The following is a 23,076-nucleotide window of genomic DNA, read 5'->3' as shown; positions in this document are numbered from 1 at the left end:
ACGCTTGCATTTATCACCCTTTAATTCATCTCGATAATCTTTGCAATCCCATGACTAAGTTGTTTACCTTTCAACATTCGCGTCTCGCTATAGTATCCGGGATCAGCTTGATGACAATGATTGCTACGTCAAGAGCGATCGCGGCTTGGGTACCCGTAAGCAAAACCCTCGACAATACCCCTATCTATATCGACGATGCGCGAATTGTGCGTCAGGGAAATCTTGTAGAATTCTGGCGACGGAATCTATTTCAAGCTCCGGAAGCAGATGGTGCGATTGGGGTGGACAATTATCATGCAATAGAGTGTAAAAAAGGCTTATTCCGATGGCGTCGCTCTATTCGTTTTGACCAAAGCGGTCGGATTGTCGGGGATATCGACGTAGGTAAAAACGACAAGCTGCTAGAAGCAAAAATTCAATCGGGAAGTATCATCGGGGATTTCTATCAAGCAGTGTGCCCAGCCCAGATAGAGGAACCTAAAAAAAAATAACAAAAAGGGGATTTTTTCTTCAGCTTAAACCTATTTGAATGCGATAAGAAAAACTTCACACTTAGCCACTCGACCTTCACGGAGAGGGGAGCAAGAAAATCTTGTGTGTATCTCCTGTGCATCTACCTAAAACGGGTAGCGCGTTCAGTTTTTTAACTTGATTTTGCATTTTTAATAACTTTCGCCAACAAAAATGCTTGAAAAATTATCTGGCAACGGTTCCCTCGCCTGAATCCACGGGGTAGGGACTCCTTTTTGGCGTGCGGAAAGGGCAACAATCCCGCCTACAATGGCGCAGTTTGTGTCCATGTCGCCTAAACCGCTAATTGTCGCCCAGAAAGCTTCCTGGTAGTCTTCCAGATGATGGGCAGCACACCACAGGGCAAAAGGCACCGTATCTTGAGCTGAAATTTTGTAGCCGGAACCCAGTTGTTGCGCTACCACAGGTGGAGAGCGATCGCTCGGAATATCTATCGCTTGCCGAATGCTGCTCTGAATCTCGCTTTCCGGGATATTTTCGACAACATGTTGGAGAAATTGCTCTCCAGACATAAATTCACCTTCACCCACCCTGTAAGCGATCGCAGCCGCAACTGCAACAGCGATCGCTCCAGCAATTCCCTCTGGATGAGCGTGTGTTGGTTGCGCTGAAAGAATTGCATTTTCTTGCACCGCTTCCAGATTGTCAGCAAAATAAGCGCCTAACGGTGCTACCCGCATCGCCGCACCATTGCCATAAGAACCAGTACCCCCGAACATCTCCGAAGCTGCCGTGCGCCAGTCTGCGCCCCATTGCAGCCTTGTTAGCAGCTGCTGCGCCCCTGCACCGTAGCCGCGAGAAGGGTTGAAGCGTTCGGCAAATGCTGCGGCAAGAGCATCGGGATCTATCCTTCCATAACGCCATAGTGTCTCTACGATAGACAGTGCCATCTCGGTATCGTCACTGTAGCACCAGCGTCTGGGAGGAACTTGACGCTGTTGAATTCTTTCGTTCAGTTCCTCTGCCAACCCAAAAAACCTTTCACCCAAGGCATCTCCAACGGAAAGCCCCGTCAAAGACAACTGCATTCGTTCTAGTGGCTTCATCGTTTCAAGAAACTTTAGGAGGAGCGATCGCGCATCTTAAAATAAGGGGGATCATTTCTCAACAACGGTATTTTAATAAACAATGACGCATTCTACTGATATTGCTACCTTAGCTCGCTGGATGGCAGCAGATTTCAGCAACCAAGCACAAGCATTTGAAAATCCTCCCATCTTTGCCCATATCCGCGTCTGTATGCGTCCCCTACCCCTGGAACTGTTGTCGGGCGTGAGTTTCCTGGTGGAACAAGCGTATGACTATATGATTAATGACCCATATCGGCTGCGGGTTTTAAAGTTAATTACGAATGGCGATCGCATCGAAATTGAAAACTACACAGTTAAGAATGAAGAACAATTTTATGGTGCCTCCCGCGACCCCAAGCGCCTGCACAACCTCAAAGCAGACCAACTGGAAAAATTACCAGGCTGTAACATGATCGTCGAATGGACAGGTCACAGCTTCAAAGGTTACGTCGAACCCGGTAAAGGTTGTATGGTGGTTCGCAAAGGTCAAAACACCTATCTCGACAGCACCTTTGAGATTGACGAAAACAGGTTTATCAGTCTCGATCGGGGACGCGATCCCGAAACCGATGAGCATATTTGGGGATCGGTCGGGGGTCCTTTCGAGTTCGTCCGTTGGGGAAGTTTTGCCGAGGAAGTGAAGGTGTAAAGGGTTCAAAGCTAAAGGTTGAAGGTTCCTTGTCGCTAGGAACCTTCAACTTTCAATCTGGAGGTCTTGGAGACACTTTCACATCTGATTGCTAGGTCGCCCTGATTGCTGGGTCGCCGCCACTGGGACAACAACGCTTTCCTCCCAAAGATTGATGACGAAGGAGGGAAGAAATACGAGAAAGAAGCAAACGACTACAAGCTCGATGGGGTGTACCGGCGATCGCTCAGAAGGAATTCACTTCGATGGTCTAGAAGGTACCATTACCTGGTAAATTTACCGAGTGTTGGCAAGCAAGATTAATTGAACCCGTATGAAAGTCTTGGTTATTGGCGGTGATGGCTACTGCGGTTGGGCAACCGCGCTTTATCTTTCCAGTCGAGGATACGAAGTCGGCATTCTAGACAGCCTGGTGCGGCGTCACTGGGATATGCAACTAGGCGCAGATACCCTAACCCCTATTGCACCCATTCAACAACGCCTTCAGCGTTGGAAGGACCTCACCGGCAAATCCATAGACCTATTTATTGGGGATATCACTAACTACGAGTTCCTCCAGTCAGCACTGCACCAGTTTGAACCACAGACAATCGTTCACTTTGGCGAACAGCGTTCGGCACCCTTCTCGATGATTGACCGAGAACACGCTGTCGTCACCCAGGTGAACAACGTGGTGGGGACGCTGAATTTGCTATATGCGATCAAAGAAGATTTCCCCGACTGTCACCTCGTCAAATTAGGGACGATGGGCGAGTACGGGACACCTAACATTGATATTGAAGAAGGCTACATCACCATCGAACACAACGGGCGTAAGGATACTTTGCCCTATCCGAAGCAGCCCGGATCGATGTATCACCTCAGCAAAGTTCATGATAGCCACAATATCCACTTTGCTTGCCGGGTTTGGGGACTACGCGCCACCGACTTGAATCAGGGCGTCGTTTACGGCGTCTTGACAGAAGAGACGGGCATGGATGAGCTGTTAATTAACCGTCTGGACTACGATGGAGTCTTTGGGACGGCACTCAACCGCTTCTGTATCCAAGCAGCAATTGGGCATCCCCTGACGGTGTACGGGAAAGGCGGTCAGACGAGAGGCTTTTTGGATATTCGAGATACAGTGCGATGTATGGAACTCGCGATCGCGAACCCCGCCCAACCCGGCGAATTCCGCGTCTTCAACCAATTCACCGAACTATTTAGCATCGGTGACTTAGCCGCAATGGTGAAAAAAGCCGGGAATTCCTTGGGACTGAATGTTGATATCCACAACCTCGACAATCCCAGAGTCGAGAAAGAAGAACACTACTTCAACGCCAAAAACACCAATTTGCTCGATCTCGGCTTACAACCTCACTATCTCTCCGACGCCCTACTCGACTCGTTGCTCAACTTTGCCGTCAAGTACCAGCACCGCGTCGATAAAAATCAGATCATGCCCAAAGTTTCTTGGCACCGTCAGTAATCAGGATTGAGGACTGAGGACTGTTAGCGAAGCGGTGCGAAGCACGGACTGAGTGAAAAGAGAGATAGAGGAGAGAGTGGCAACTGGTAAGCAATTTGCTGGGTTGAATTGTTGCATTGAAAAGACAGATAAACTTTAATAACTCCTCAGACTTGACCGTTCATTGAGTCCTTAGCCCTCAGTCGCGATCGCGCTTAAATCTATCACTCAGCCCTCAGTCCTCATCCCTCAGCACTGAATTATGCGAATTGCTCTTTTTACCGAAACCTTTTTGCCCAAGGTTGACGGCATTGTGACGCGCCTGCGCCACACCGTTGAACATTTACAGCGCAGCGGCAACGAAGTGCTGATTTTTTCCCCAGATGGGGGGTTAACCGAATATAAAGGAGCCAGGATCTACGGAGTTTCTGGCTTCCCGTTGCCTTGGTATCCAGAGTTGAAAATGGCTTTTCCCCGCCCCTCCATTGGTTATCAACTAGAGAAGTTTCAACCGGATATCATTCATGTTGTCAACCCAGCTATTTTGGGACTAGCGGGTCTGTATTACGCCAAAGCGATGCAGATTCCCTTACTAGCGTCTTATCATACCCATTTACCCCAGTATCTCCAGCATTACGGCTTGGGAATGTTAGAAGGTGTGCTGTGGGAATTGCTCAAATCAGCCCATAACCAAGCGCGGCTGAATCTCTGTACTTCTACGGCGATGGTGCAGGAACTTACCAGTCACGGCATCCAGCGAGTGGATTTGTGGCAGCGAGGAGTAGATACAGAATTATTCCAGCCCCACTTGTCAAGCCGAGAAATGCGATCGCGTCTTAGCCAAGGACACCCGGAAAACCCCTTATTACTCTACGTAGGGCGTCTGGGCGCAGAAAAGGAAATTGACCGCATTAAGCCCGTCCTAGCAGCCATTCCCAACGCGCGTCTCGCCTTAGTGGGAGATGGCCCCCATCGACAAGCCTTGCAACAACACTTTGCCGGGACACCTACCCATTTCGTCGGCTATCTGACCGGCGTTGAACTCGCCTCAGCCTTTGCCTCAGCAGACGCCTTTATTTTTCCCTCGCGCACAGAAACTTTAGGATTAGTGCTGTTGGAGGCGATGGCAGCCGGATGTCCCGTTGTCGCCGCGCGTTCCGGAGGGATTCCCGATATCGTTACCGATGGCGTTAACGGTTACTTATTTGACCCAAAAGATGAAGAGGGAGCGATCGCTGCTACCAAGCGCCTTTTGGCCCATCAAGAAGAACGGGAAACCCTACGGCAAAATGCCCGCCTCGAAGCCGAACGCTGGGGTTGGGCTGCCGCCACCCGCCAGTTGCAAAATTACTACGAAACAGCGATTCATTAACAATCAATCATTAGCAGTCAGGGTTCAGCAGTCAGGGTTTCCGAAAAACAACTGATAACTGAACCCTGAAATGCTCCTATTTAATACATATTCCTAAACACTACGGATGAGGATTTCAGGTCTCCGAGGTTAAATTAAGTTAGTGGGTGCTTATTTTTTAAGCGTTAACGATTAGCTCAGTAGGTGGAGACCAAACAAACCCAGATTGAACAACGCTTTTCCCCGTAAAGATGCGAAAATTTGCGTTTTTCGGCTAGTTTTTACAGAATTAATCGCGATTTTAGGCTTTTACGGGTATTTTGACTAAATTGAATCTAAAAAAAAGTGTGAATCGCATACTAATAACAGCTAACAGCTAAAACCACAGCTTGCAAATGCTTCTCCCCATGACACTCTCTAATACCGGCAGCGTTCTGGCTACGTTAACTCAGCTTACGCAACTCAATCGTACTAGCGCCCTGACCTCGCGCGTCAAAGACCTGTCATTCGGCGAATTTATCTGCTTACTCGACTTTATTACCGCTGAGTTCCAGCAGTTTCTGCGGGCGATCGACATGATCAACAACGAAGCGCTGGAAACCATGCTGGAGCAGGTCATGGACGCCTTTACCCTCAAAATGGGTCAGATTCTGCAAGCAGACCTCACCACTATTTTTTTAGTAGACGAAGAAAAAAATCAACTTTGGTCAAAAATTCCCGATACGGAGACTGGGAGAGCCACCAAACAAATCCGGATTCCCATTAATATTGGCGTTGCCGGTCACGTCGCCAGCACCGGCGAATCTTTGAATCTTCCAGACCCCTACTCTCACCCACTCTTTAACAAAGAAGTTGACGAGCGACCGGGCTACCGAACCCGCAGTCTGCTTTGTATGCCGATTTATAGCAGCAAAAACCAGATTGTTGCGGTCGTTCAGCTATTAAATAAAGCTGGGGATGGGCCGTTTACCGAGGAGGATGAGCAGGGATTCCGCGACTTTGCTGCCTCTATCGGCATTATCCTAGAAAGCTGCCAATCGTTTTATATGGCGGCACGCAAGCAGCGGGGGGCAGAGGCACTGTTGCGGGCAACCACCTATCTCGGTCAAAGTCTTGACTTGGAAGCAACTCTGCGCTTTGTGATGGAGCAAGCGCGGGATCTGATGCAGGCGGATCGCAGCACCCTATTTATGCTGAGCAAAGAAACGGGAGAACTCTGGACGAAAGTTGCCAACAAAGATGGCACGGAGATCATCCCGATTCGCATTCCTTCTAACAAAGGAATTGCCGGTTATGTTGCCTCCACTCGTCAGCCGCTAAATATCCCGGATGCTTATAAAGATCCGCGTTTCGATCCCAGCGCCGACCAACGGACGGGTTATTTGACACGCAATATCCTATGTATGCCGGTGTTTAATTCATCAATGGAATTAATCGGCGTTACGCAGTTAATTAACAAGCAACCCGGCAGCTTCACGAGTTCAGATGAAGAGTTTATGCAGGCATTTAATATCCAGGCGGGAATTGCGCTGGAAAATGCCAAGCTCTTCGAGAATGTGTTGTTGGAAAAGCAGTATCAAAAAGATATCCTGCAAAGTCTCTCAGATGCAGTCATCTCTACAGACATGCAGGGACGGATTGTCACGATTAACGAAGCTGCACTGGAGTTGTTAGGGTGCCCAATTCGGGAAACCACGGGTAAAAACAACAAGCATCTGTGGGAGCAGAAACTAATCGGTCGTTTCGTTTGGGATGTGGTGCCCATCGAACATCTCCAGTTTCGCCTCCAGGATAGTCTGAAGACGGGTGCCAAGCAATATGTGCCGGAGCAAACCCTGACAGTAGGATTGTATGTAGAGAAGAGCCACCAGCCATCAGTAGCAGCCGTAGGAGCAATTCCAGAATTGTCCGTGCAGGCACAATGCGCCCAATGTCAGCAGGTAGCAGAAGTTCTCAATTCGGAAGCGACTCACTCGGAGGGAGAACCTACTGGAGTCCATATTCTGGCAATCCGCGATCGCATCAATCCAAATATCTTCATTCCCTGGAATGAATCATGCAGTCCTGGCACTGTCGCCACTCACAGTTGTCATCAGATTTTGAGCGCCGATCAAGTCCAGGAAATTGAACGGAGTATGAATCTCACCGTTAATCCCCTTACCAACCCGGAAGGAGGCGTCAGAGGAGGCTTGGTGGTCTTGGAAGACATCAGCCACGAAAAACGGATGAAATCTACCTTGTATCGCTACATGACGCCTAGAGTGGCAGAGCAAGTCATGGCACTGGGCGATAAAGCGCTGATGATGAGCGAACGCAAGGAGGTGACAATTTTATTTTCTGACATCCGGGGCTACACCACTCTGACGGAAAATTTAGGGGCTTCGGAAGTGGTTTCGCTGCTGAATCAGTATTTTGAAACGATGGTAGAGGCAGTCTTTAACCACGAAGGCACCTTAGATAAATTCATCGGCGATGCCTTGATGGCGGTATTTGGTGCGCCCCTGCCTTTGGCAGAAAATCATGCTTGGATGGCGGTTCAGTCGGCGTTGGATATGCGCCGCCGGTTGGCAGAGTTTAACCGTCGCCGTTTATTTGGAAACCAGCCGCAAATTCATATTGGCATTGGACTAAGTTCTGGAGAAGTCGTTTCCGGCAACATTGGTTCCCACAAACGGATGGACTACACGGTGATTGGGGATGGGGTGAACTTGAGTTCTCGCCTGGAAAGCGTCACCAAGGAGTACGGCTGCGATATTATCTTGAGCGAGTTTACCTACAACTTGTGCCGCGATCGCATCTTGGTGCGAGAGTTAGACAAAATCCGCGTCAAGGGCAAAAATACCGCCGTTAGTATTTACGAGTTGATCGGCGACCATCGACAGCATCTCGACGACTCCACGAAGAAGTTTCTCGATCTCTATCATCTTGGGCGTACAGCCTACACGGGAAGAAGCTTCCAGAAAGCGATCGCCTACTTTGAGGACGCCTACAGCCTACGACCCACCGATCAGGCAGTCACCGTCCACTTGGAACGGTGTAAGAACTACCTTCGGCAACCGCCTTCAGATGCCTGGGACGGAGTCCACACGATGACCAGCAAATGAGGTTAATCGCTATTCGCGAATTGGTGTAAATTCTCTAGACGCTGCCCTTTTGCACTCACCTTTCCGGATTATCCTCTCCACTCTGGAAAGGGTTCTCACCGATGGCGAGTTGCTTTTTGGTTTTTTTCAACTGCTTCCAGAGACTCTTAATTTGTTCGTAGGCTTCGGAGGATGAAATTTTCCCCCCAGTTTCCAGGTTGCAGATGAAATTCACCCGTTGAGCAAATTCCTGCAAATTTGCGTTAAAAACCAGGTTTTCTGGCTTGACTTGACCGTAGTAACGACTACGAGGATACAGAAAATCAGAGCGGTCTGCCATAGATTACCTCCTTGGGATAAACTACTCAACCTACTGGCGTGAGAAACGAACCAATCGTTAATCCTGTTTTTTGCCCAAGCTGGAAAAGCTAGCAACAGAAACAGGGAGGTATTCCGACCGTTGCCCGATCCACCTTGGAGTCGGTAGAACTTTCTTGCGATCGCCCGCTGTTGGAATCAGGATTTACCGGGTGTTTTGTTCGAGTCTTGACCACTATTGTGATCTTTGCACAAAGGGCTGCGCTTATTTTAATTACAAATTAATCAAAATTTAACCTTATCTTAATCAAAGATTATGCCAGTTACTCGCAGATGCCCAGATGTTGACGCCATTCGGCTCCTAAGGCATTAAAATCTTCTGTGCTGCTGCCGACGATCCATTAATACAAATAACGACTCTCCATGTCCGCCCAATCAACCAACCTTTACGAAGGCAAAGCCAAGATTCTCTATACCACGGACGATCCGGACATTCTGCTGGCTCACTTCAAAGACGACGCTACCGCCTTTAATGCCAAAAAGCGCGGTCAGATTATCGGCAAAGGTGAAATTAACTGCACCATTGCCGCTTATTTGTTCCAGGTTTTGGAAGCAGTGGGCATCCCGACCCACTTCATTGACTGTCCGGCACCCAACCAAATGCGCGTCCAAGCGTTAAAGATTCTGCCCCTAGAAGTGGTGGTCAGGAACATTGCTGCGGGAAGTCTGTGTCAACAAACAGGGTTGCCCGTAGGTACCGTCCTGCCCGATCCGCTGGTGGAATTTTATTTTAAAAATGACGATCTCGGAGATCCTTTGTTAACACGCGATCGCTTGATGTTATTGAAATTAGCGACACCAGAACAGCTTGACCAATTACAAAGTAGCGCCTTGCGGATTAACGAAATCCTCAGAGACTTTTTTCACCAATGCCGGATTACCCTAGTGGATTTCAAGTTGGAGTTTGGCGTTGACCGGCATGGCGAGATACGACTGGGAGACGAAATCAGCCCCGATACCTGCCGTCTTTGGGATGAGTCTGAAGACGATCCCGACCGGCGAGTGCTAGATAAAGATCGGTTCCGTCGGGATTTGGGGCAGGTGGAAGACGCCTACCAGCAAGTTCTAAAAAGAGTTCTCGAACAAGTAAACCGTAAAAAGTAAAAGCAGAAAAAATTCTTTCTTTGGCTTTTTGCTTTTTTACTTTTGTCTCTATTTTCAATGTGTGTGGAAGTGTCGAAAACGAGTAAAAGAATGCGCTTATCTCCCTTTTTATTGACGATTTTGGCTGCCTCATCTGCCTGCTGTGTAGCATTTCCTGCCAGAGGGCAAACGACAAATTCTTCGTCGGACACCTCCGAGAGAACAGCGTGGTATGGCGATTATATTGAGCAGACCCAGGCTGACGCAGGACGCGATCGCCCAGAATCTCAACCAACCAATAACGTAGTCGTCAATGCTGTGAGTGCCCCAGAGACAACACCGCCTGGGAGGGCGCTTAGACCGTCGTCCAGCCTCACAGAGATTGTTACACGCTCCACCACCGCACCCGCCCCAGTTAACGTCCCAGTTAACGTCCCAGTTAAACCGGAGCGCGTAGAGGTCGCCAGTAGCAGTCGTCGGGAACCGCCACCAGCCAATAACGTGGTGGTTAACACCATGAGTGTTCCAACAACAAAAGAGCCTGTAGGGGCAAAATCCCCCTCATCCGTACTCAGCCAAACTCCCACAACCCAATCTCCATCGTCTCCCACGCCGGAAACAGAGCCAGTGGTTCCGCGCACCGGCGAAGAATCAACACCGCAACAAGAAACGCCGGATACCATTGAATTCGATCTCACGCCAGGGACGACTGGTGAGCCGAATCTTGAGTTGCCAGAGCCACGCGAACAACCTGTACCAACCCCTGAAGGTGGACAACCTGCAACAACGCCTGAAACGGTACAACCTGCGCCTACTGACCAGCCAGAAGCCAGAGTGTTAGTCGGTGAAGTCGTTGTTACTGGCGTAGAAGGGGATCTCGAAAACGAAGTTTATGAGGCAATTCGCACCCGACCCGGACAAACGGCGACGCGGAGCCAGTTACAGGAAGATGTGAATGCCATCTACGCCACAGGTTTTTTCAGCAACGCCAGAGTAGAGCCACAGGATACCCCGCTGGGTGTCCGTGTCGTCTTTGTAGTAGAACCTAACCCAGTTTTGCGTCAGGTAGTGGTTGTCCCCGTCCCTGCCGACCAAAATCAGCGGGCACTCCCCCAAAAGGTAATCGATGACGCCTTCGCGCCTCAGTATGGTCGCACCCTCAACATCCGCGAACTGCAAGAAGGCATTAAAAAAATAAACCAGTGGTACAAAGAAAACGGCTATGACTTGGCACAAGTAGTTGCCGCACCCCAGATTGCTGAGGATGGTACGGTACGTCTAGAGGTAGCAGAAGGACTGATTGAGGATATCGAAGTCCGCTTTCTCGACAAAGACGGACAACCCGCAAATGATGAGGGTCAACCCATCCGGGGTCGCACCCGCGATTTCATCATCACGCGAGAAATTGAACTGAATTCTGGAGAAGTCTTTAACCGGACGAAAGCGGAAAGGGATCTGCGCCGAGTCTTTCGCTTAGGCATCTTTGAAGATGTGCGACTCTCATTCAGACCGGGGCAAGATCCGCGCAAAGTAGTGGTGGTCGTGGACGTGATTGAGAAGAACACCGGCTCAGTGGCGGCGGGTGCTGGGATTAGTTCCGCCAGTGGATTATTCGGCACCATTAGCTATCAAGAGCAAAATCTGGGGGGCAATAACCAGAAGCTGGGGGCAGAGTTGCAGGTCGGTCAGCGAGAACTGCTATTTGATGTCAACTTTACAGATCCCTGGATTGCTGGCGATCCTTACCGGACTTCCTACACCGTCAATGGGTTCAGACGCCGATCCATTTCGCTGATTTTTGATGGCGGTGACACAGAGGTGGAATTACCCGATGGAGACAGACCCCGCGTCCTGCGATTGGGGGGTGGCGTCACCTTTACCCGTCCGCTTTCCCGAGATGTTTTTGCAGATCCAGAATGGAGAGCGAGTCTGGGCTTGCAGTATCAACGGGTTTCGATCCGAAATTCCGACGGCGACATTAGCCCAAAGGATGAGCTAGGCAACGACCTGAGCTTTAGTGGGGAAGGGAAAGACGACTTGTTGACCCTGCAATTTGGGGTTGTGCGCGATCGCCGTAACAGCGCCGTAATTCCGACCTCTGGATCTCTACTGCGCCTAGGCGTTGAACAGTCTCTCCCCGTAGGTGTGGGAGGGATTCTGTTTAACCGTCTGCGCGGTAGCTATAGCTACTATCTTCCTGTCAGATATACGAACTTCTCCCCAGGGCCACAAGCGCTCGCCTTCAACGTTCAAGCCGGAACCGTCCTCGGCGATTTACCTCCCTATGAAGCTTTCTCTCTAGGCGGTAGTAACTCGGTGCGGGGTTTTGAGGAAGGAGATGTCGGCAGCGGTCGCAGCTTTATCCAAGCGACCGCAGAGTATCGCTTCCCGATTTTCTCGATTGTGGGCGGTGCTTTGTTTGTCGATGCCGCAACCGATTTCGGGACTGGTAGCACCGTGCCCGGAGATCCGGCTGGGGTGCGGGGTAAGCCCGGAAGCGGCTTTGGTTATGGTCTTGGTGTCCGCGTGCAATCTCCCCTCGGCCCGATTCGTATCGACTATGGTTTTAATAACGAAGGGGACAGCCGCCTCCACTTTGGAATTGGGGAGAGATTCTAAAAATTAAAAATGTAAAATTAAAAATTAAAAATTAGGAGAATTTCTTCAATTTTTAGTTTTTAATTTTTAATTTTTAATTATGAAACAACACACGCTAAAAGGATCTTTTGAACAATCTGGCGTCGGTCTACATAGCGGCGTCCCTACCCATGTCCGAGTGCTACCAGCGGCGGCTGGAGAGGGACGTTACTTTGTCAGAGTTGACCTGGCTGGGGCACCCGTGATTCCAGCGCGGGTGGAAGCAGTCAGTCAGACAACCCTCTCCACCGAACTTGCTAGCAGTGGACAGGCGCGGGTTCGGACTGTGGAACACCTGCTAGCCGCTTTAGCAGGCAGCGGCGTTGATAACGCTCGAATTGAGATTGATGGTCCGGAAGTGCCCCTGCTGGATGGCTCAGCGCTGATTTGGGCGGAAGCGATCGCGCAAGCGGGCGTGGTCGAGAACGATGAATTAATTCCCGATTCAACTTTTAAGCTAGAAAAGCCCGTCTGGGTCTATCAAGGCGATGCCTTTGTCGCCGCCCTACCCGCACCGGAGTTGCGCTTTTCCTACGGAATTGACTTCGACTCAGCAGCGATTGGCAACCAGTGGCACAGCTGGACGCCGAGGCAAGAAAATTTTGCAGACGCGATCGCACCCGCCCGCACGTTTGGTCTGGCGCACCAAATTGAGCAGTTACAAGCCGCAGGTTTAATCAAAGGCGGAAGTTTAGAAAATGCCCTGGTTTGCGATTCACAAGAATGGCTTAATCCTCCCTTAAGATTTTCAAATGAGCCAGTGCGTCATAAACTTTTAGATTTAGTAGGAGATTTAAGTTTACTGGGATATTTCCCGCAAGCTCATATCCTCGCCTACAAAGCCAGCCATCACCTGCATATCCAACTCACCCAGCAGTTACTCCAAAAAGTTGCGAGTCGCCCTGAGTGAGCCTGTGTAAAGTGGCTGCGCGATCGCAACTCTAGCCCCTAGCCTCTAATCCCTGTCATACAGCCCATGTCCACACTGATTGAAGTCAATACACCCGATGCTGAGACTGCGACGCCCCAAGCCAAGAATGTCGGGGAAGAAACAGCACAAAACAGCCAGTCTGCTGCCAAAACCATCCTGACGATCGAAGACATTCAAAAATTGCTGCCCCATCGGTATCCTTTTGCATTGGTGGATCGGATTATCGAGTACGTGCCCGGAGAAAGGGCTGTGGGCATCAAAAATGTCACCTTTAACGAACCCCATTTTCAAGGGCATTTCCCCGGTCGTCCGATTATGCCTGGGGTATTAATTGTGGAAGCAATGGCTCAAGTGGGCGGGATCGTATTGACCCAACTCCCAGATATTGAAAGCGGCTTATTTATGTTTGCTGGCATTGATAAAGTCCGCTTCCGTCGCCCCGTAGTACCGGGAGATCAGCTAGTCATGACCGTGGAACTGCTGTGTGTCAAACGGCGTCGTTTTGGAAAGATGCACGCCCGTGCCGAAGTCGATGGTCAATTGGCTACAGAAGGCGAACTGATGTTTTCCATCGTTGACTAAAACAGTCATGAGGACTGAGGAGTGTTTGCTTAGCCCTACTCTATTCGCAGGCAAAAAAACAGGTTTGAGAAAAGAAGTTTGATGGCACATTAGTTGAAGAAGCTGATGGTTAAATTCTGACTCATAACTCCTAACGCTAACTTTATTCCTCATTCCTCAGTTTTGATTTGTGACTTGTCATTTTTGTTTACTCAGTCCGTGCTTCGCTAACAGTCTGCGCGATCGCTCCGAAGAGAGCTAACAGTCCTGTATATGATTCATCCCACCGCGATAATTCACCCTGACGCTCAACTTCACCCCAGCGTGCAAGTTGGGCCTTATGCGGTGATTGGAGAACAAGTAAAAATTGGTGCTGAAACCACGATTGGCGCTCATGTTGTAATCGAGGGACCAACGGAAATTGGCACCCAAAATCACATTTTTCCGGGGGCAGCAATTGGCTTAGAACCTCAAGACCTCAAGTATGACGGGGCTAAAACCTGGGTAAAAATTGGTAATGGTAATCGAATTCGAGAGTATGTCACAATTAACCGGGCAACTGGCGAGGGTGAAGCGACGGTAATTGGCAATGGCAATTTGCTGATGGCTTATGTCCACGTTGCTCATAATTGCGCGATCGCAGATAAAGTGATTATTTCCAATGCGGTGTCGCTCGCTGGGCACGTCCAGATTGATTCGCGGGCGGTGATTGGTGGCGTCCTAGGGATTCATCAATTTGTCCACATCGGGCGAGGCGCGATGGTGGGCGGGATGAGTCGCATTGACCGCGATGTGCCTCCTTATCTGCTTGTAGAGGGAAATCCATCGCGGGTACGCAGTCTCAACTTGGTGGGACTCAAACGCGCTGGTTTATCTGCCGCTGAGTTGGGAATTCTCAAAAAAGCTTTTCGGATTCTCTATCGTTCTGGATTACCCCTGAATCAATCCCTAGAACAACTGGATCTGCTCCCAGATAACGAATACTTGCAACACCTGCGCCGGTTCCTGCAACTTTCTCAAGCGCCAGGGCGGCGCGGTCCGATTCCAGGGAAAAGAACGAAGAATAAGGATGAAGAGTAATTGGGAAAAAAGTTGTAGAGACGCCCTAAACCGCGTCTGAGTTTTGAGTTCAAAGTAATTTGTTTCATTCAAAACTCAACTCAAAACTCAAAACTCGATTACCCATTACTGATTACCAAATTAATGCGTATATTTATCAGCACTGGCGAAGTTTCAGGGGATCTGCAAGGGGCGCTACTGATTGAGGCACTTTATCGGCAAGCACAGGCAACTGGCTTGGAATTAGAGATCGTTGCCTTGGGGGGCGATCGCATGGCGGCGGCGGGTGCGACTCTCTTGAGCAATACCAGCGGGATTGGTTCGGTGGGGCTTTTTGAATCTCTCCCTTATGTGTTACCGACCTTACAAGTCCAGCGTCGAGCCAAACAGTACCTCCGAGAGAACCCACCCGATCTGGTGGTGCTAATTGACTACTTAGGCCCAAATATTGGCGTTGGCACTTATCTTCAGCGACAGATGCCGCAGGTGCCAGTCGCGTACTACATCACGCCGCAGGTATGGGTTTGGTCGCCCTTTAAGCGCGACACCACTCGAATCATCGAGATTAGCGACCAAGTGTTGGCGATTTTCCCAGAGGAAGCGCAATATTTCCAAAAACGGGGGGCATCGGCTGCCTGGGTCGGGCATCCCTTGGTGGATCGGATGCAAAAGGCTCCCAGCCGAGAAGCGGCACGAAGAATCTTAGAGATAGAGCCAGAACAAATTGCGATCGCGCTTCTCCCTGCCTCTCGTCCTCAAGAACTCAAGTATCTCATGCCGGTTATGTTTGAGGCGGCGAAAGCGATCCAAAACAAACTGCCTCAAGTTCATTTCTGGATTCCTTTGTCTCTGGAAGCTTATCGGCTCCAAATTGAAGCGGCGATTGGGCGTTATGGTTTAAATGCGACTCTGGTTGCTGGTAAAAGTCAGGAAGTTCTGGCGGCTGCCGATTTAGCGATCGCTAAGTCGGGGACTGTAAATCTGGAACTTGCCCTTTTAAAGGTTCCGCAGGTGGTTCTCTACCGCGTTAGTCGCTTTACCTATTGGATTGCCCGTAATCTTCTAAAATTCTCGATTCCCTTCATGTCGCCAGCCAACTTGGTAATGATGCGGTCGATTGTGCCAGAATTGCTGCAAGATCAAGCTACGCCAGAAAACATTGTCCAAGAAGCTTTAGAACTCTTACTCAATCCCGAACGTCGCCAGCAAACTGTTGCAGATTATCAAGAAATGCGCTCCTCCTTGGGAGAAGTGGGAGTTTGCGATCGCGCTGCCAAAGAAATCTTTCAAATGCTTTGAAAATTTTTATTAAAACTTCCTTTAACTACTGACATCATTCCTTCCTAAAACCCGAATTTCATCAATTTGTAAGGTTCTATAGCACTCCTTGTGAGATTCCAGGGGTTCAGATCCCGACTTCCGTAAAAAGTCGGCGAACTCGCCTTCACAAATCATTTAGGATTGCGATATCAGGAACAGTTTCCTCAATTTTGGCATCTTGACGATAGGGAAACTTACACAGGGCGACTGACAGCCTAGCCTGGACAATCTGTTGCTTCCAGCTCATCAGTAGCAAGAAGGTCGCTTTGTGGTGGCAGGGCCACAGTATCCGAATAATATTAACTTGCCCAAAAATGTTGAGCAAATCGAGCATTTGCCACCTGCTCGACACCGCTAGTTTTACCCTTTCCAACTGTTCACTCTTAATATTACACGGACTGATATGGTTCAAGCGGGTTATTCTCCCAGCGTGCGTTTATTTGAAGCATCTGCATGTGGAACTCCAATGATTAGTGATTATTGGTAGGGGTTGGAAACAATTTTTGAAATGGGTAAAGAAATTCTGATTGCCGAGTCGCCTGCCGATACTTTACAGGATCTTCAAGAAACTCCGGAAGCTGAGAGAATTGCAATCGGCGATCGCGCTTGGACTCGCGCTTTGGCACAACATACGGCAGCCCATCGAGCCTCTAAATTGGAAGGCTACGTCTTGGAGCGAATCACTTTGTATTCTTCCTTTAAAAATTAATACTGGCTGTAATTTTTTTACCGACTGCTAGGCTTTTGTGGCAATTTCTCGATTCTGGGAAATTCCCGATTTTGCTTTGTTTTGATGAGGCTTAATTTTAGAGATTATCTTGGCAAAAATGCTTTATTTATGATAGAAAAGCGGGGGATCTATCTTCGGGAATATTTAAGTTATTTTTAATATTGATTTATCTTGAAGAAAGGCTGTTAACGTTCGGTTCTTAAATTCTGATGGCAAGCCAGCAAGCTAGATGTGGGGAGTTCCAAGACCTCACGGGGCACCAAGGGGACAAGGGGACATTAAGGCTGTATGACCGAGCGATGGCAGCAACCAGCTGTGGCATCGTCATTAGCGACGCCAGTCTACCAAATAATCCAATTATCTATTGCAATCCCGCCTTTGAAAAAATAACCGGGTATTCGACTGCCGAAGTCTTAGGACGAAACTGCCGATTTTTGCAAGGAAATGATACAGATCCAGCCGCAATTGAGCAAATTCGTCAAGCCGTGCGGACGGGGAAAGAATGCCAGGTGGTTCTCAAAAACTATCGCAAGGATGGAACACCTTTCTGGAATGACCTGAGTATTTCGCCGGTATATGACGAAGAGGGTCGGGTGACGCAATTTATCGGCGTCCAGACGGATATTACCGAGCGTAAAGCCGCCCAAGAGGCGCAGTGCGAAGGGGAAACGCGGCTGCGGCTGGCTCTGGGTGCGGCAAGTATGGGGGTTTGGGACTGGGATCTGGGAACCAATCGGGTGACTTGGTCTGAAGAGGTGGAAGGGATTTTTGGTCTGGCTCCTGGTTCCTTTACTGGCACCTACGAGGCTTATCTCCAATGCATTCATCCTGAAGATTGCTACCGCGTGGGACTTGAGATTGCGAGCATCGTAGAAGTCGGGAAAGACTTAAAGATGGAGTATCGCGTCATTCGTCCTGATGGAATTGGCTGGGTGGCGTCACGGGGTGCCGTTGTGCGCGACAACACGGGGAAGTGCGTGCGGATGATGGGAACGGTGATGGATATTACCGAACGCAAGCAAGCAGAGGAAGCATCGCGACAGCAATTTTTGAGAGAACGGCTGGTCGGAGCGATCGCTAAGCGCATCCGTCAGTCTCTAGATTTAGAAGAAGTTCTCAATACAACTGTGGCAGAAGTGCGCCATTTTCTCTCTACTGACCGGGTACTCATTTACCGCTTCGATCTAGATCGGAACGGAGTTGTGGTTGTAGAGTCGGTCGGTGAGGATTGGACGCCTATTTTAGGAACCAGCATCCAAGATCCTTGCTTTGGGAAAAGCTACGTCTCGCCATACCAGCAAGGTCGGGTTCGAGCGATTGACAATATCTATACTGCTGGTATCCAACAATGCCATATTGATTTACTTGCCCAGTTTCAGGTGAGAGCTAACTTGGTAGTTCCGATTCTGCAAGGGGAAAATTTATGGGGGTTGCTGATTGCCCATCACTGTCGAGAACCCCGAAAATGGCAAGAATCAGAAGTAGAATTGCTCAAACAGCTGAGCGTGCAGCTAGCGATCGCAATTAAGCAATCCGTTCTCTTCCAACAGCTAAACGCCGAACTGGTCGAACGCAAACAGGCAGAAATCGCTTGGCTGAAATCAGAAGCGCAGCTAAAAGAACAAACAACCCAACTAAAACGAACTTTGGGAGAATTGGGACAAACCCAATCTCAGCTAATTCAGAGCGAAAAGATGTCCAGTTTAGGGCAGTTGGTTGCAGGGGTTGCCCATGAAATTAATAATCCAGTCTCTTTCATCTACGGCAATCTCGACCATGCCAATCAGTATGCTCATGACCTGCTGAACCTGTTAAATCTTTATCAAAAGCACTTTCCTCAACCCCCGACCGAAATTCAAGTTGCAAATCAGGATATCGATTTAGACTTCTTGGTAGAAGATTTTCCCAAACTACTGACTTCCATGAAAATGGGAGCCGACCGCATCCGCGATTTGGTCTTGTCGCTGCGGAATTTCTCCCGCCTGGATGAATCCCAGAAGAAGGCGGTTGATATTCATGAGGGCATAGATAACACGCTGTTGATTTTGCAGCATCGGTTGAAAGAAGACAGCTCCCATCCCAAAATTCAGATTATTAAAGAATACGGCGATTTGCCCAAAGTAGATTGTTACGCTGGGCAACTGAACCAAGTGTTTATGAATCTCCTCAGTAATGCAATTGATGCTTTAGAAGAATACAATGCCCAGCAAGTCTCCGCAGGAGGAGCATCGCTGACGCCGGAGGATCTCAAAGCCAACCCCAGCCAGATTACCATTCGCACCTCTTTGAAGGATGAAGGAATCAGGATAAAGGATGAATTCAATGCCAATCCTCATCCCACCCTTCGAGAAGGGCAAAGCCCAACATCCCTAAGTCCCAATCCTGCCTCTGTTGTCATCAGGATTGCGGATAATGGCCCTGGCATTCCCGAAGCAATTCAGAAACAAATTTTTGACCCCTTCTTTACGACGAAAGCCGTGGGAAAAGGGACTGGCTTGGGCTTGTCCATTAGCTACCAAGTTGTGGTTGAACGTCACGGGGGTCAACTCGAGTGCGTGTCAACACCGGGAAAGGGAACAGAGTTTATTATCGAAATTCCGATCCAGAAGGTAGAAGCGGAATCTCTTTTAGGGGCGCATTGCCCAATTCCTCTATCTATACAGCCCCATCGGGTGGCTTAACACTCCCTTATGCTTGGCACTCCCTGCTTGCCAAGGTCGGTTTTTTTGCTTTCTCAGGGAAGCTTAGAACCGTTCCATTCTCTTCAAGCAGACCTTCCCCACCCAGGAAGAAAGGGCTGTCGATAAACACATCTTGATGAACACAATACAGGCAAATCAACAATCAATCAGCTTGCGTCTGTGCTAACTTGCTCTTCAGTCGGCAACTCCAGACAGTAGCCCGCACCATAGACGGTCTTAATATAGCGCGGGTGGCGGGGATCGGGTTCTAGCTTCGTTCTCAAGTGCCGAATATGCACCCGAATCGTTTCAATGTCATCGTCGGGATCGTAGCCCCAAACTTCCCGCAGGATTTCACTGGGAGAAACGGTTTGACCATGACGCTGGAGTAAGCAGTGCAGTAATTCAAACTCCAGATGCGTTAACTTCACTGTCTGATTGAACCAAATAGCCTCAAAGCGTTCTGGGACTAAGGTTAAAGAGCCATAGTGCAAGATTTCCGAGTGTTTGGCGGCTTGGGGGATACGGTCTGTCCGTCGCAGCAAGGCTCTAACTCGTGCCAGCATTTCTTCGAGTTCAAACGGCTTGGTCAGGTAATCATCGGCTCCGGCATTAAAGCCTTCTACCTTATCTTGAGTCTGACCCAGTGCTGTCAACATTAACACCGGAATATCGGCAGTGCGTTCATCCCGCCGCAACCGCTGGCAGACGGTGAAACCGTCTACATTGGGCAGCATTAGGTCAAGCATAATCAGGTCTGGTTGCAGTTGCAAAGCCAGTGCCTGACCTTTAATGCCATCTGGTGCTTGGCTGACATCGTATCCAGCCATTTCCAGATTGATGGTAACTAATTCTGCGATCGCAGCGTCGTCGTCGATGACGAGTATCCGGGGCATCACTACTAAATTATTGCTACAGTATTTTAAAGTTTCTATAAGAACCTTTATCGGAATCCAAAGATTCCTGTACAGATTATACGCAAGGATTCTAAATTCTTTCTAAAGAAAACCTTGGATTATCAAGAGAGTTGGCGATCGCACAAACATGCAGAGCATTCTATCTGCCCCACCAGAAAGGATCGTGACTGGGTGAAATGTGCTCGTTTAGCTTTGAGCGCTAATCCAATCTCCCAGTGCCTTGCCCATCTTTTTCAGCTGAAGGGGGCGCTTGTAACTGAAATTAGAAAGTTGGGCTGCGGGCTTGATAATACCCCGATTTTTCTCACCGTCACACCAGTACGAGTTTGGAGCAGATTGTGGCGTATCAATCAGGGTAAAGTGCAACAACCCAATCAATCCAGCGTTTTGCAGTTCTAAGGAGCGCTGTTGTAATTCCTGGTAAACTTTCGCGCCTCCCTCGTCCCAATCGGTGCCAGCATCAGCCATCAGGAAAAAGTAATCGATCAGAGACGGCTTTTGCAGTTGGGTTTGGATGAATTGAGCGATCGCAATTACTCGGTCGGGCATATCATAAAGCTTCGCTTGATCGGGGGTTAAGCGTTGGCATCCGTTTCCGTCATTCCGCCAGGGGCCTTGGGTTACTTGAAACCCAAAGAAATCGACTCCCGGTGCAGCCGCCTTCAAATCAGGTAAATAGTTTTGCAGACCCGTGGGGGAGGCATTGAAGTCACCGAAAGCCAAACCCACTTTCAAATTCAGTCCCGGAACCGAACTCGCTGAGGTACGTAATCTTTGGGCAGCTTCAGCCATTAACTGCCCGAACTTCTGCGGAATACTGGCATCCCACCCATAATTCGCATTGACGGGATCGCGGAGCGTTCCTACCAGATTATGCTCCGGTTCCAGCGATACATACACCGTCCCTTGGGTCTTAGAGAGTACATCTTTCGCGAGGCGATCTAACTCCGAGAAGTACCAACTCTTTCTGGCTTCAATTTCAGCCCAAGTTTTTTTACTTTGGACATCGTGGGTAATCAAATTAACTATAAAGACGGGGACAACTCCTTCTTTAAACATTCGGTCTGTCGTCGCGCAAGTTTTCTGACCGGCGACACAACCAAACCAGATGGGTTGCCATCCCACCTCCACCCCAAGCGATGCAGCTTTCGGTTTGGGTAAACCGACTTCTTTGGCAACGTCAAGGCTGTGCATCCAAGTTCCTTCTACGTTGCTAGTGTCGCCACCAAAACCAATTAGCAATGGATTACTGGTTTGGGGAGTGTTAGGTATGGGTTGAGGAGTTGCGGGGGTTAGGGGAGGAGTTGCGGGGGTTAGGGGAGGAGTTGTCGGAGGAGTATAGAGGGCCTGACCTTGACCCATCAGCTTTTTCTGACTCAGAACCATCCGGAACCAGTTTTGAAAAATCACTTGGGTTCCGTTTCGCTGCCTCGTGGTTCTCCGGAGTTGAGAGTTTGCATTCCCATTCCAAACGATCAGCTGCCGTTTGCGGGTTTCCACATAACGGATTGAAGAAACGCGATTTTTTTGCCCATCCACCAAATAAGCAAATACAAGACCGTAGTTAGGATTACTGCGTTCAACTGGAATCCAATACTCCCGACCGCAGGCGGCAGGATTCACTTTCTCTGGAACTCGATTGAAGTGATGGAAAACATAGTAAAGGCGACCATCCTTATCAACTCCTTTACCGGGTTGAGTTAGCATCCCAGAGCCACAATAGTTTTGAGCTGCTGTTTTGCTGGTTTGAGGGTTTGGGGAGGCAGGAGTAGAGGCAGTTTGGGCTGCTGTAGAAGCTTGGCTCTGATTATTTATCAGAGTTTGGGGGATAGAGGCAGTCTGAATGCGCCTTAGCTGCCTCCAATTCAGAATCCGCGCGATCGCATGAGAAAGGGCTTGGTTTCCATCTTGCCGCGTCAGGATTCTTCTCAGTAGAGGATTGACTGGATTACCATCCCAAACAATGAGTGTCCCGTTGTTCGTTTCCACATAACGAGTGGCAGAAACGCGATTTTTGTATCCATCCACCCAATAAACAAATACAAGTCCGTAATAAGGATTGCTTTGCTCGGCTGGAATCCAATATTCCCGACCACAAGCGGCAGAATTCACTGACTCTTGACCTCGGCTGAAGTCATAGAAAACGGAATACACTCTCGTGTCTGTATCGATTCCCCTGGTAGGTTTGGTGATGGTGCCAGAACCACAGTAATTTGTCGGGGCGGTCCTCTCAAAAGGGCTGGGTTGGCTTGCTAGGATTTGCGGTTGTTGCGACTCAGAAGCAAATTGATTCAGCTTATTGTTGAATGCAGATTGAATGGCGGGCGGATGAGCAGCAACGGCAACAGAGGAGGTATCGGTATGGGTACTGCTAATACCCATATTGAGGGTAAAAACGGTGCTGAGCGCTATTGCGAGAAGGCGGTGCAGGAATGTTACCGGGTCAAACAAGGAGCCTACTAGAGTCGCAACAAAGCTGATGGTAGCTAAAGCAAGCAGCCGAATTCTACGCATTATGCAGCCGGAAATCTAAATAACGTGAGTTCGGGATAAGAGAGGGGCAAAACAGATAGGCTGAAAGCGCGAATTCTCATCCATCTGCTTACCCCATGTTCAGTCTAGAAGACCTGTTCTGCTCCGTCGATGAT

The 23,076-nt window shown here is 49.2% G+C and carries 18 protein-coding genes and 1 pseudogene; 14 read left to right on the top strand and 5 right to left on the bottom strand.

The genetic code is table 11. From position 1 onward, the window contains the following. Positions 1-110 precede the first annotated feature (110 nt). Positions 111-491 (top strand): surface-adhesin E family protein, encoded by a 381-nt coding sequence (locus NDI44_RS27885; RefSeq protein ID WP_190527540.1) that lies wholly within the window; start codon positions 111-113, stop codon positions 489-491. A gap of 171 nt (positions 492-662) precedes the next feature. Here NDI44_RS27885 and NDI44_RS27880 read toward each other — a convergent pair whose 3' ends face one another. Continuing rightward, the gene (locus NDI44_RS27880) at positions 663-1,577 is read right to left on the bottom strand and encodes an ADP-ribosylglycohydrolase family protein (protein ID WP_190411746.1); all 915 of its coding nucleotides are present in this window, start codon (positions 1,575-1,577) and stop codon (positions 663-665) included. A gap of 82 nt (positions 1,578-1,659) precedes the next feature. Here NDI44_RS27880 and NDI44_RS27875 point away from each other — a divergent pair, with 82 nt between their 5' ends. From NDI44_RS27875 to NDI44_RS27855, 5 genes are all read left to right on the top strand, one after another. Continuing rightward, positions 1,660-2,250, top strand: coding sequence for a chromophore lyase CpcT/CpeT (locus tag NDI44_RS27875; protein WP_190411745.1), 591 nt, complete (start codon positions 1,660-1,662; stop codon positions 2,248-2,250). Positions 2,251-2,338: 88 nt separating this feature from the next. Beyond that, a complete protein-coding gene (locus NDI44_RS27870) occupies positions 2,339-2,524 on the top strand; it encodes a hypothetical protein (protein WP_190411744.1) in 186 nt (61 codons plus the stop codon). Between the two features lie 39 nt (positions 2,525-2,563). Then, complete coding sequence (locus NDI44_RS27865) at positions 2,564-3,718, top strand: NAD-dependent epimerase/dehydratase family protein (RefSeq protein ID WP_190411743.1); 1,155 nt, start codon at positions 2,564-2,566, stop codon at positions 3,716-3,718. Between the two features lie 241 nt (positions 3,719-3,959). After that, on the top strand, positions 3,960-5,069 hold the full coding sequence (locus NDI44_RS27860) for a glycosyltransferase (RefSeq protein WP_190411742.1): 1,110 nt from the start codon (positions 3,960-3,962) through the stop codon (positions 5,067-5,069). Positions 5,070-5,455: 386 nt separating this feature from the next. Beyond that, the gene (locus NDI44_RS27855) at positions 5,456-8,152 is read left to right on the top strand and encodes a GAF domain-containing protein (protein WP_190411741.1); all 2,697 of its coding nucleotides are present in this window, start codon (positions 5,456-5,458) and stop codon (positions 8,150-8,152) included. A gap of 55 nt (positions 8,153-8,207) precedes the next feature. On the opposite strand, the gene NDI44_RS27850 is transcribed toward NDI44_RS27855, so the two are convergent. Next, entirely contained in the window at positions 8,208-8,471 is a 264-nt protein-coding gene (locus NDI44_RS27850) for a hypothetical protein (protein ID WP_190411740.1), read from the bottom strand. A 401-nt stretch (positions 8,472-8,872) separates the two neighbouring features. Between NDI44_RS27850 and purC the strand changes: the two genes are divergently transcribed. From purC to lpxB, 6 genes are all read left to right on the top strand, one after another. Then, complete coding sequence (gene purC / locus NDI44_RS27845) at positions 8,873-9,613, top strand: phosphoribosylaminoimidazolesuccinocarboxamide synthase (protein ID WP_190411739.1); 741 nt, start codon at positions 8,873-8,875, stop codon at positions 9,611-9,613. Between the two features lie 90 nt (positions 9,614-9,703). Continuing rightward, positions 9,704-12,211, top strand: coding sequence for a BamA/TamA family outer membrane protein (locus NDI44_RS27840; protein ID WP_190411738.1), 2,508 nt, complete (start codon positions 9,704-9,706; stop codon positions 12,209-12,211). Between the two features lie 79 nt (positions 12,212-12,290). Continuing rightward, the gene (gene lpxC / locus NDI44_RS27835) at positions 12,291-13,139 is read left to right on the top strand and encodes a UDP-3-O-acyl-N-acetylglucosamine deacetylase (protein ID WP_190411737.1); all 849 of its coding nucleotides are present in this window, start codon (positions 12,291-12,293) and stop codon (positions 13,137-13,139) included. Between the two features lie 66 nt (positions 13,140-13,205). Continuing rightward, complete coding sequence (gene fabZ / locus NDI44_RS27830) at positions 13,206-13,742, top strand: 3-hydroxyacyl-ACP dehydratase FabZ (RefSeq protein ID WP_190411736.1); 537 nt, start codon at positions 13,206-13,208, stop codon at positions 13,740-13,742. 252 nt (positions 13,743-13,994) lie between these two features. Beyond that, positions 13,995-14,801 carry an acyl-ACP--UDP-N-acetylglucosamine O-acyltransferase gene (gene lpxA, locus NDI44_RS27825; protein ID WP_190411735.1) on the top strand — a complete coding sequence of 269 codons (807 nt, stop codon included), beginning with the start codon at positions 13,995-13,997 and terminating at the stop codon, positions 14,799-14,801. 123 nt (positions 14,802-14,924) lie between these two features. Then, positions 14,925-16,079: a lipid-A-disaccharide synthase gene (gene lpxB / locus NDI44_RS27820; protein ID WP_190411734.1), complete on the top strand. Its 1,155-nt coding sequence runs from the start codon at positions 14,925-14,927 to the stop codon at positions 16,077-16,079. 145 nt (positions 16,080-16,224) lie between these two features. Here lpxB and NDI44_RS27815 read toward each other — a convergent pair whose 3' ends face one another. Continuing rightward, complete coding sequence (locus tag NDI44_RS27815) at positions 16,225-16,452, bottom strand: hypothetical protein (protein WP_190411755.1); 228 nt, start codon at positions 16,450-16,452, stop codon at positions 16,225-16,227. Between the two features lie 51 nt (positions 16,453-16,503). On the opposite strand from NDI44_RS27815, the pseudogene NDI44_RS27810 reads away from it, so the two are divergent. After that, positions 16,504-16,809 (top strand): annotated as a pseudogene (locus NDI44_RS27810) (glycosyltransferase). A 230-nt stretch (positions 16,810-17,039) separates the two neighbouring features. Further along, a complete protein-coding gene (locus NDI44_RS27805; protein ID WP_242037014.1) occupies positions 17,040-19,511 on the top strand; it encodes a PAS domain-containing protein in 2,472 nt (823 codons plus the stop codon). A 167-nt stretch (positions 19,512-19,678) separates the two neighbouring features. Here the strand turns inward: NDI44_RS27805 and NDI44_RS27800 are convergent, their stop codons facing one another. After that, positions 19,679-20,407 carry a response regulator transcription factor gene (locus NDI44_RS27800; RefSeq protein ID WP_190411733.1) on the bottom strand — a complete coding sequence of 243 codons (729 nt, stop codon included), beginning with the start codon at positions 20,405-20,407 and terminating at the stop codon, positions 19,679-19,681. Positions 20,408-20,614: 207 nt separating this feature from the next. Next, positions 20,615-22,942 (bottom strand): hypothetical protein, encoded by a 2,328-nt coding sequence (locus NDI44_RS27795; RefSeq protein WP_190411732.1) that lies wholly within the window; start codon positions 22,940-22,942, stop codon positions 20,615-20,617. Between the last annotated feature and the right edge of the window lie 134 nt (positions 22,943-23,076).

It is taken from the genome of Trichocoleus sp. DQ-A3 (assembly GCF_039961975.1).
Taxonomy (GTDB): domain Bacteria; phylum Cyanobacteriota; class Cyanobacteriia; order Cyanobacteriales; family FACHB-T130; genus FACHB-T130.
This window is presented reverse-complemented; position numbering and strand designations above follow the sequence as displayed.

Bases quoted from the DNA above. Each gene is read 5' to 3' on its own strand.
- NDI44_RS27885 (WP_190527540.1), top strand. From the start codon at position 111: ATGACAATGATTGCTACGTCAAGAGCGATCGCGGCTTGGGTACCCGTA.
- NDI44_RS27880 (WP_190411746.1), bottom strand. From the start codon at position 1,577: ATGAAGCCACTAGAACGAATGCAGTTGTCTTTGACGGGGCTTTCCGTT.
- NDI44_RS27875 (WP_190411745.1), top strand. From the start codon at position 1,660: ATGACGCATTCTACTGATATTGCTACCTTAGCTCGCTGGATGGCAGCA.
- NDI44_RS27865 (WP_190411743.1), top strand. From the start codon at position 2,564: ATGAAAGTCTTGGTTATTGGCGGTGATGGCTACTGCGGTTGGGCAACC.
- NDI44_RS27860 (WP_190411742.1), top strand. From the start codon at position 3,960: ATGCGAATTGCTCTTTTTACCGAAACCTTTTTGCCCAAGGTTGACGGC.
- NDI44_RS27855 (WP_190411741.1), top strand. From the start codon at position 5,456: ATGACACTCTCTAATACCGGCAGCGTTCTGGCTACGTTAACTCAGCTT.
- NDI44_RS27850 (WP_190411740.1), bottom strand. From the start codon at position 8,471: ATGGCAGACCGCTCTGATTTTCTGTATCCTCGTAGTCGTTACTACGGT.
- purC (WP_190411739.1), top strand. From the start codon at position 8,873: ATGTCCGCCCAATCAACCAACCTTTACGAAGGCAAAGCCAAGATTCTC.
- NDI44_RS27840 (WP_190411738.1), top strand. From the start codon at position 9,704: ATGCGCTTATCTCCCTTTTTATTGACGATTTTGGCTGCCTCATCTGCC.
- lpxC (WP_190411737.1), top strand. From the start codon at position 12,291: ATGAAACAACACACGCTAAAAGGATCTTTTGAACAATCTGGCGTCGGT.
- fabZ (WP_190411736.1), top strand. From the start codon at position 13,206: ATGTCCACACTGATTGAAGTCAATACACCCGATGCTGAGACTGCGACG.
- lpxA (WP_190411735.1), top strand. From the start codon at position 13,995: ATGATTCATCCCACCGCGATAATTCACCCTGACGCTCAACTTCACCCC.
- lpxB (WP_190411734.1), top strand. From the start codon at position 14,925: ATGCGTATATTTATCAGCACTGGCGAAGTTTCAGGGGATCTGCAAGGG.
- NDI44_RS27805 (WP_242037014.1), top strand. From the start codon at position 17,040: ATGGCAAGCCAGCAAGCTAGATGTGGGGAGTTCCAAGACCTCACGGGG.
- NDI44_RS27800 (WP_190411733.1), bottom strand. From the start codon at position 20,407: ATGCCCCGGATACTCGTCATCGACGACGACGCTGCGATCGCAGAATTA.
- NDI44_RS27795 (WP_190411732.1), bottom strand. From the start codon at position 22,942: ATGCGTAGAATTCGGCTGCTTGCTTTAGCTACCATCAGCTTTGTTGCG.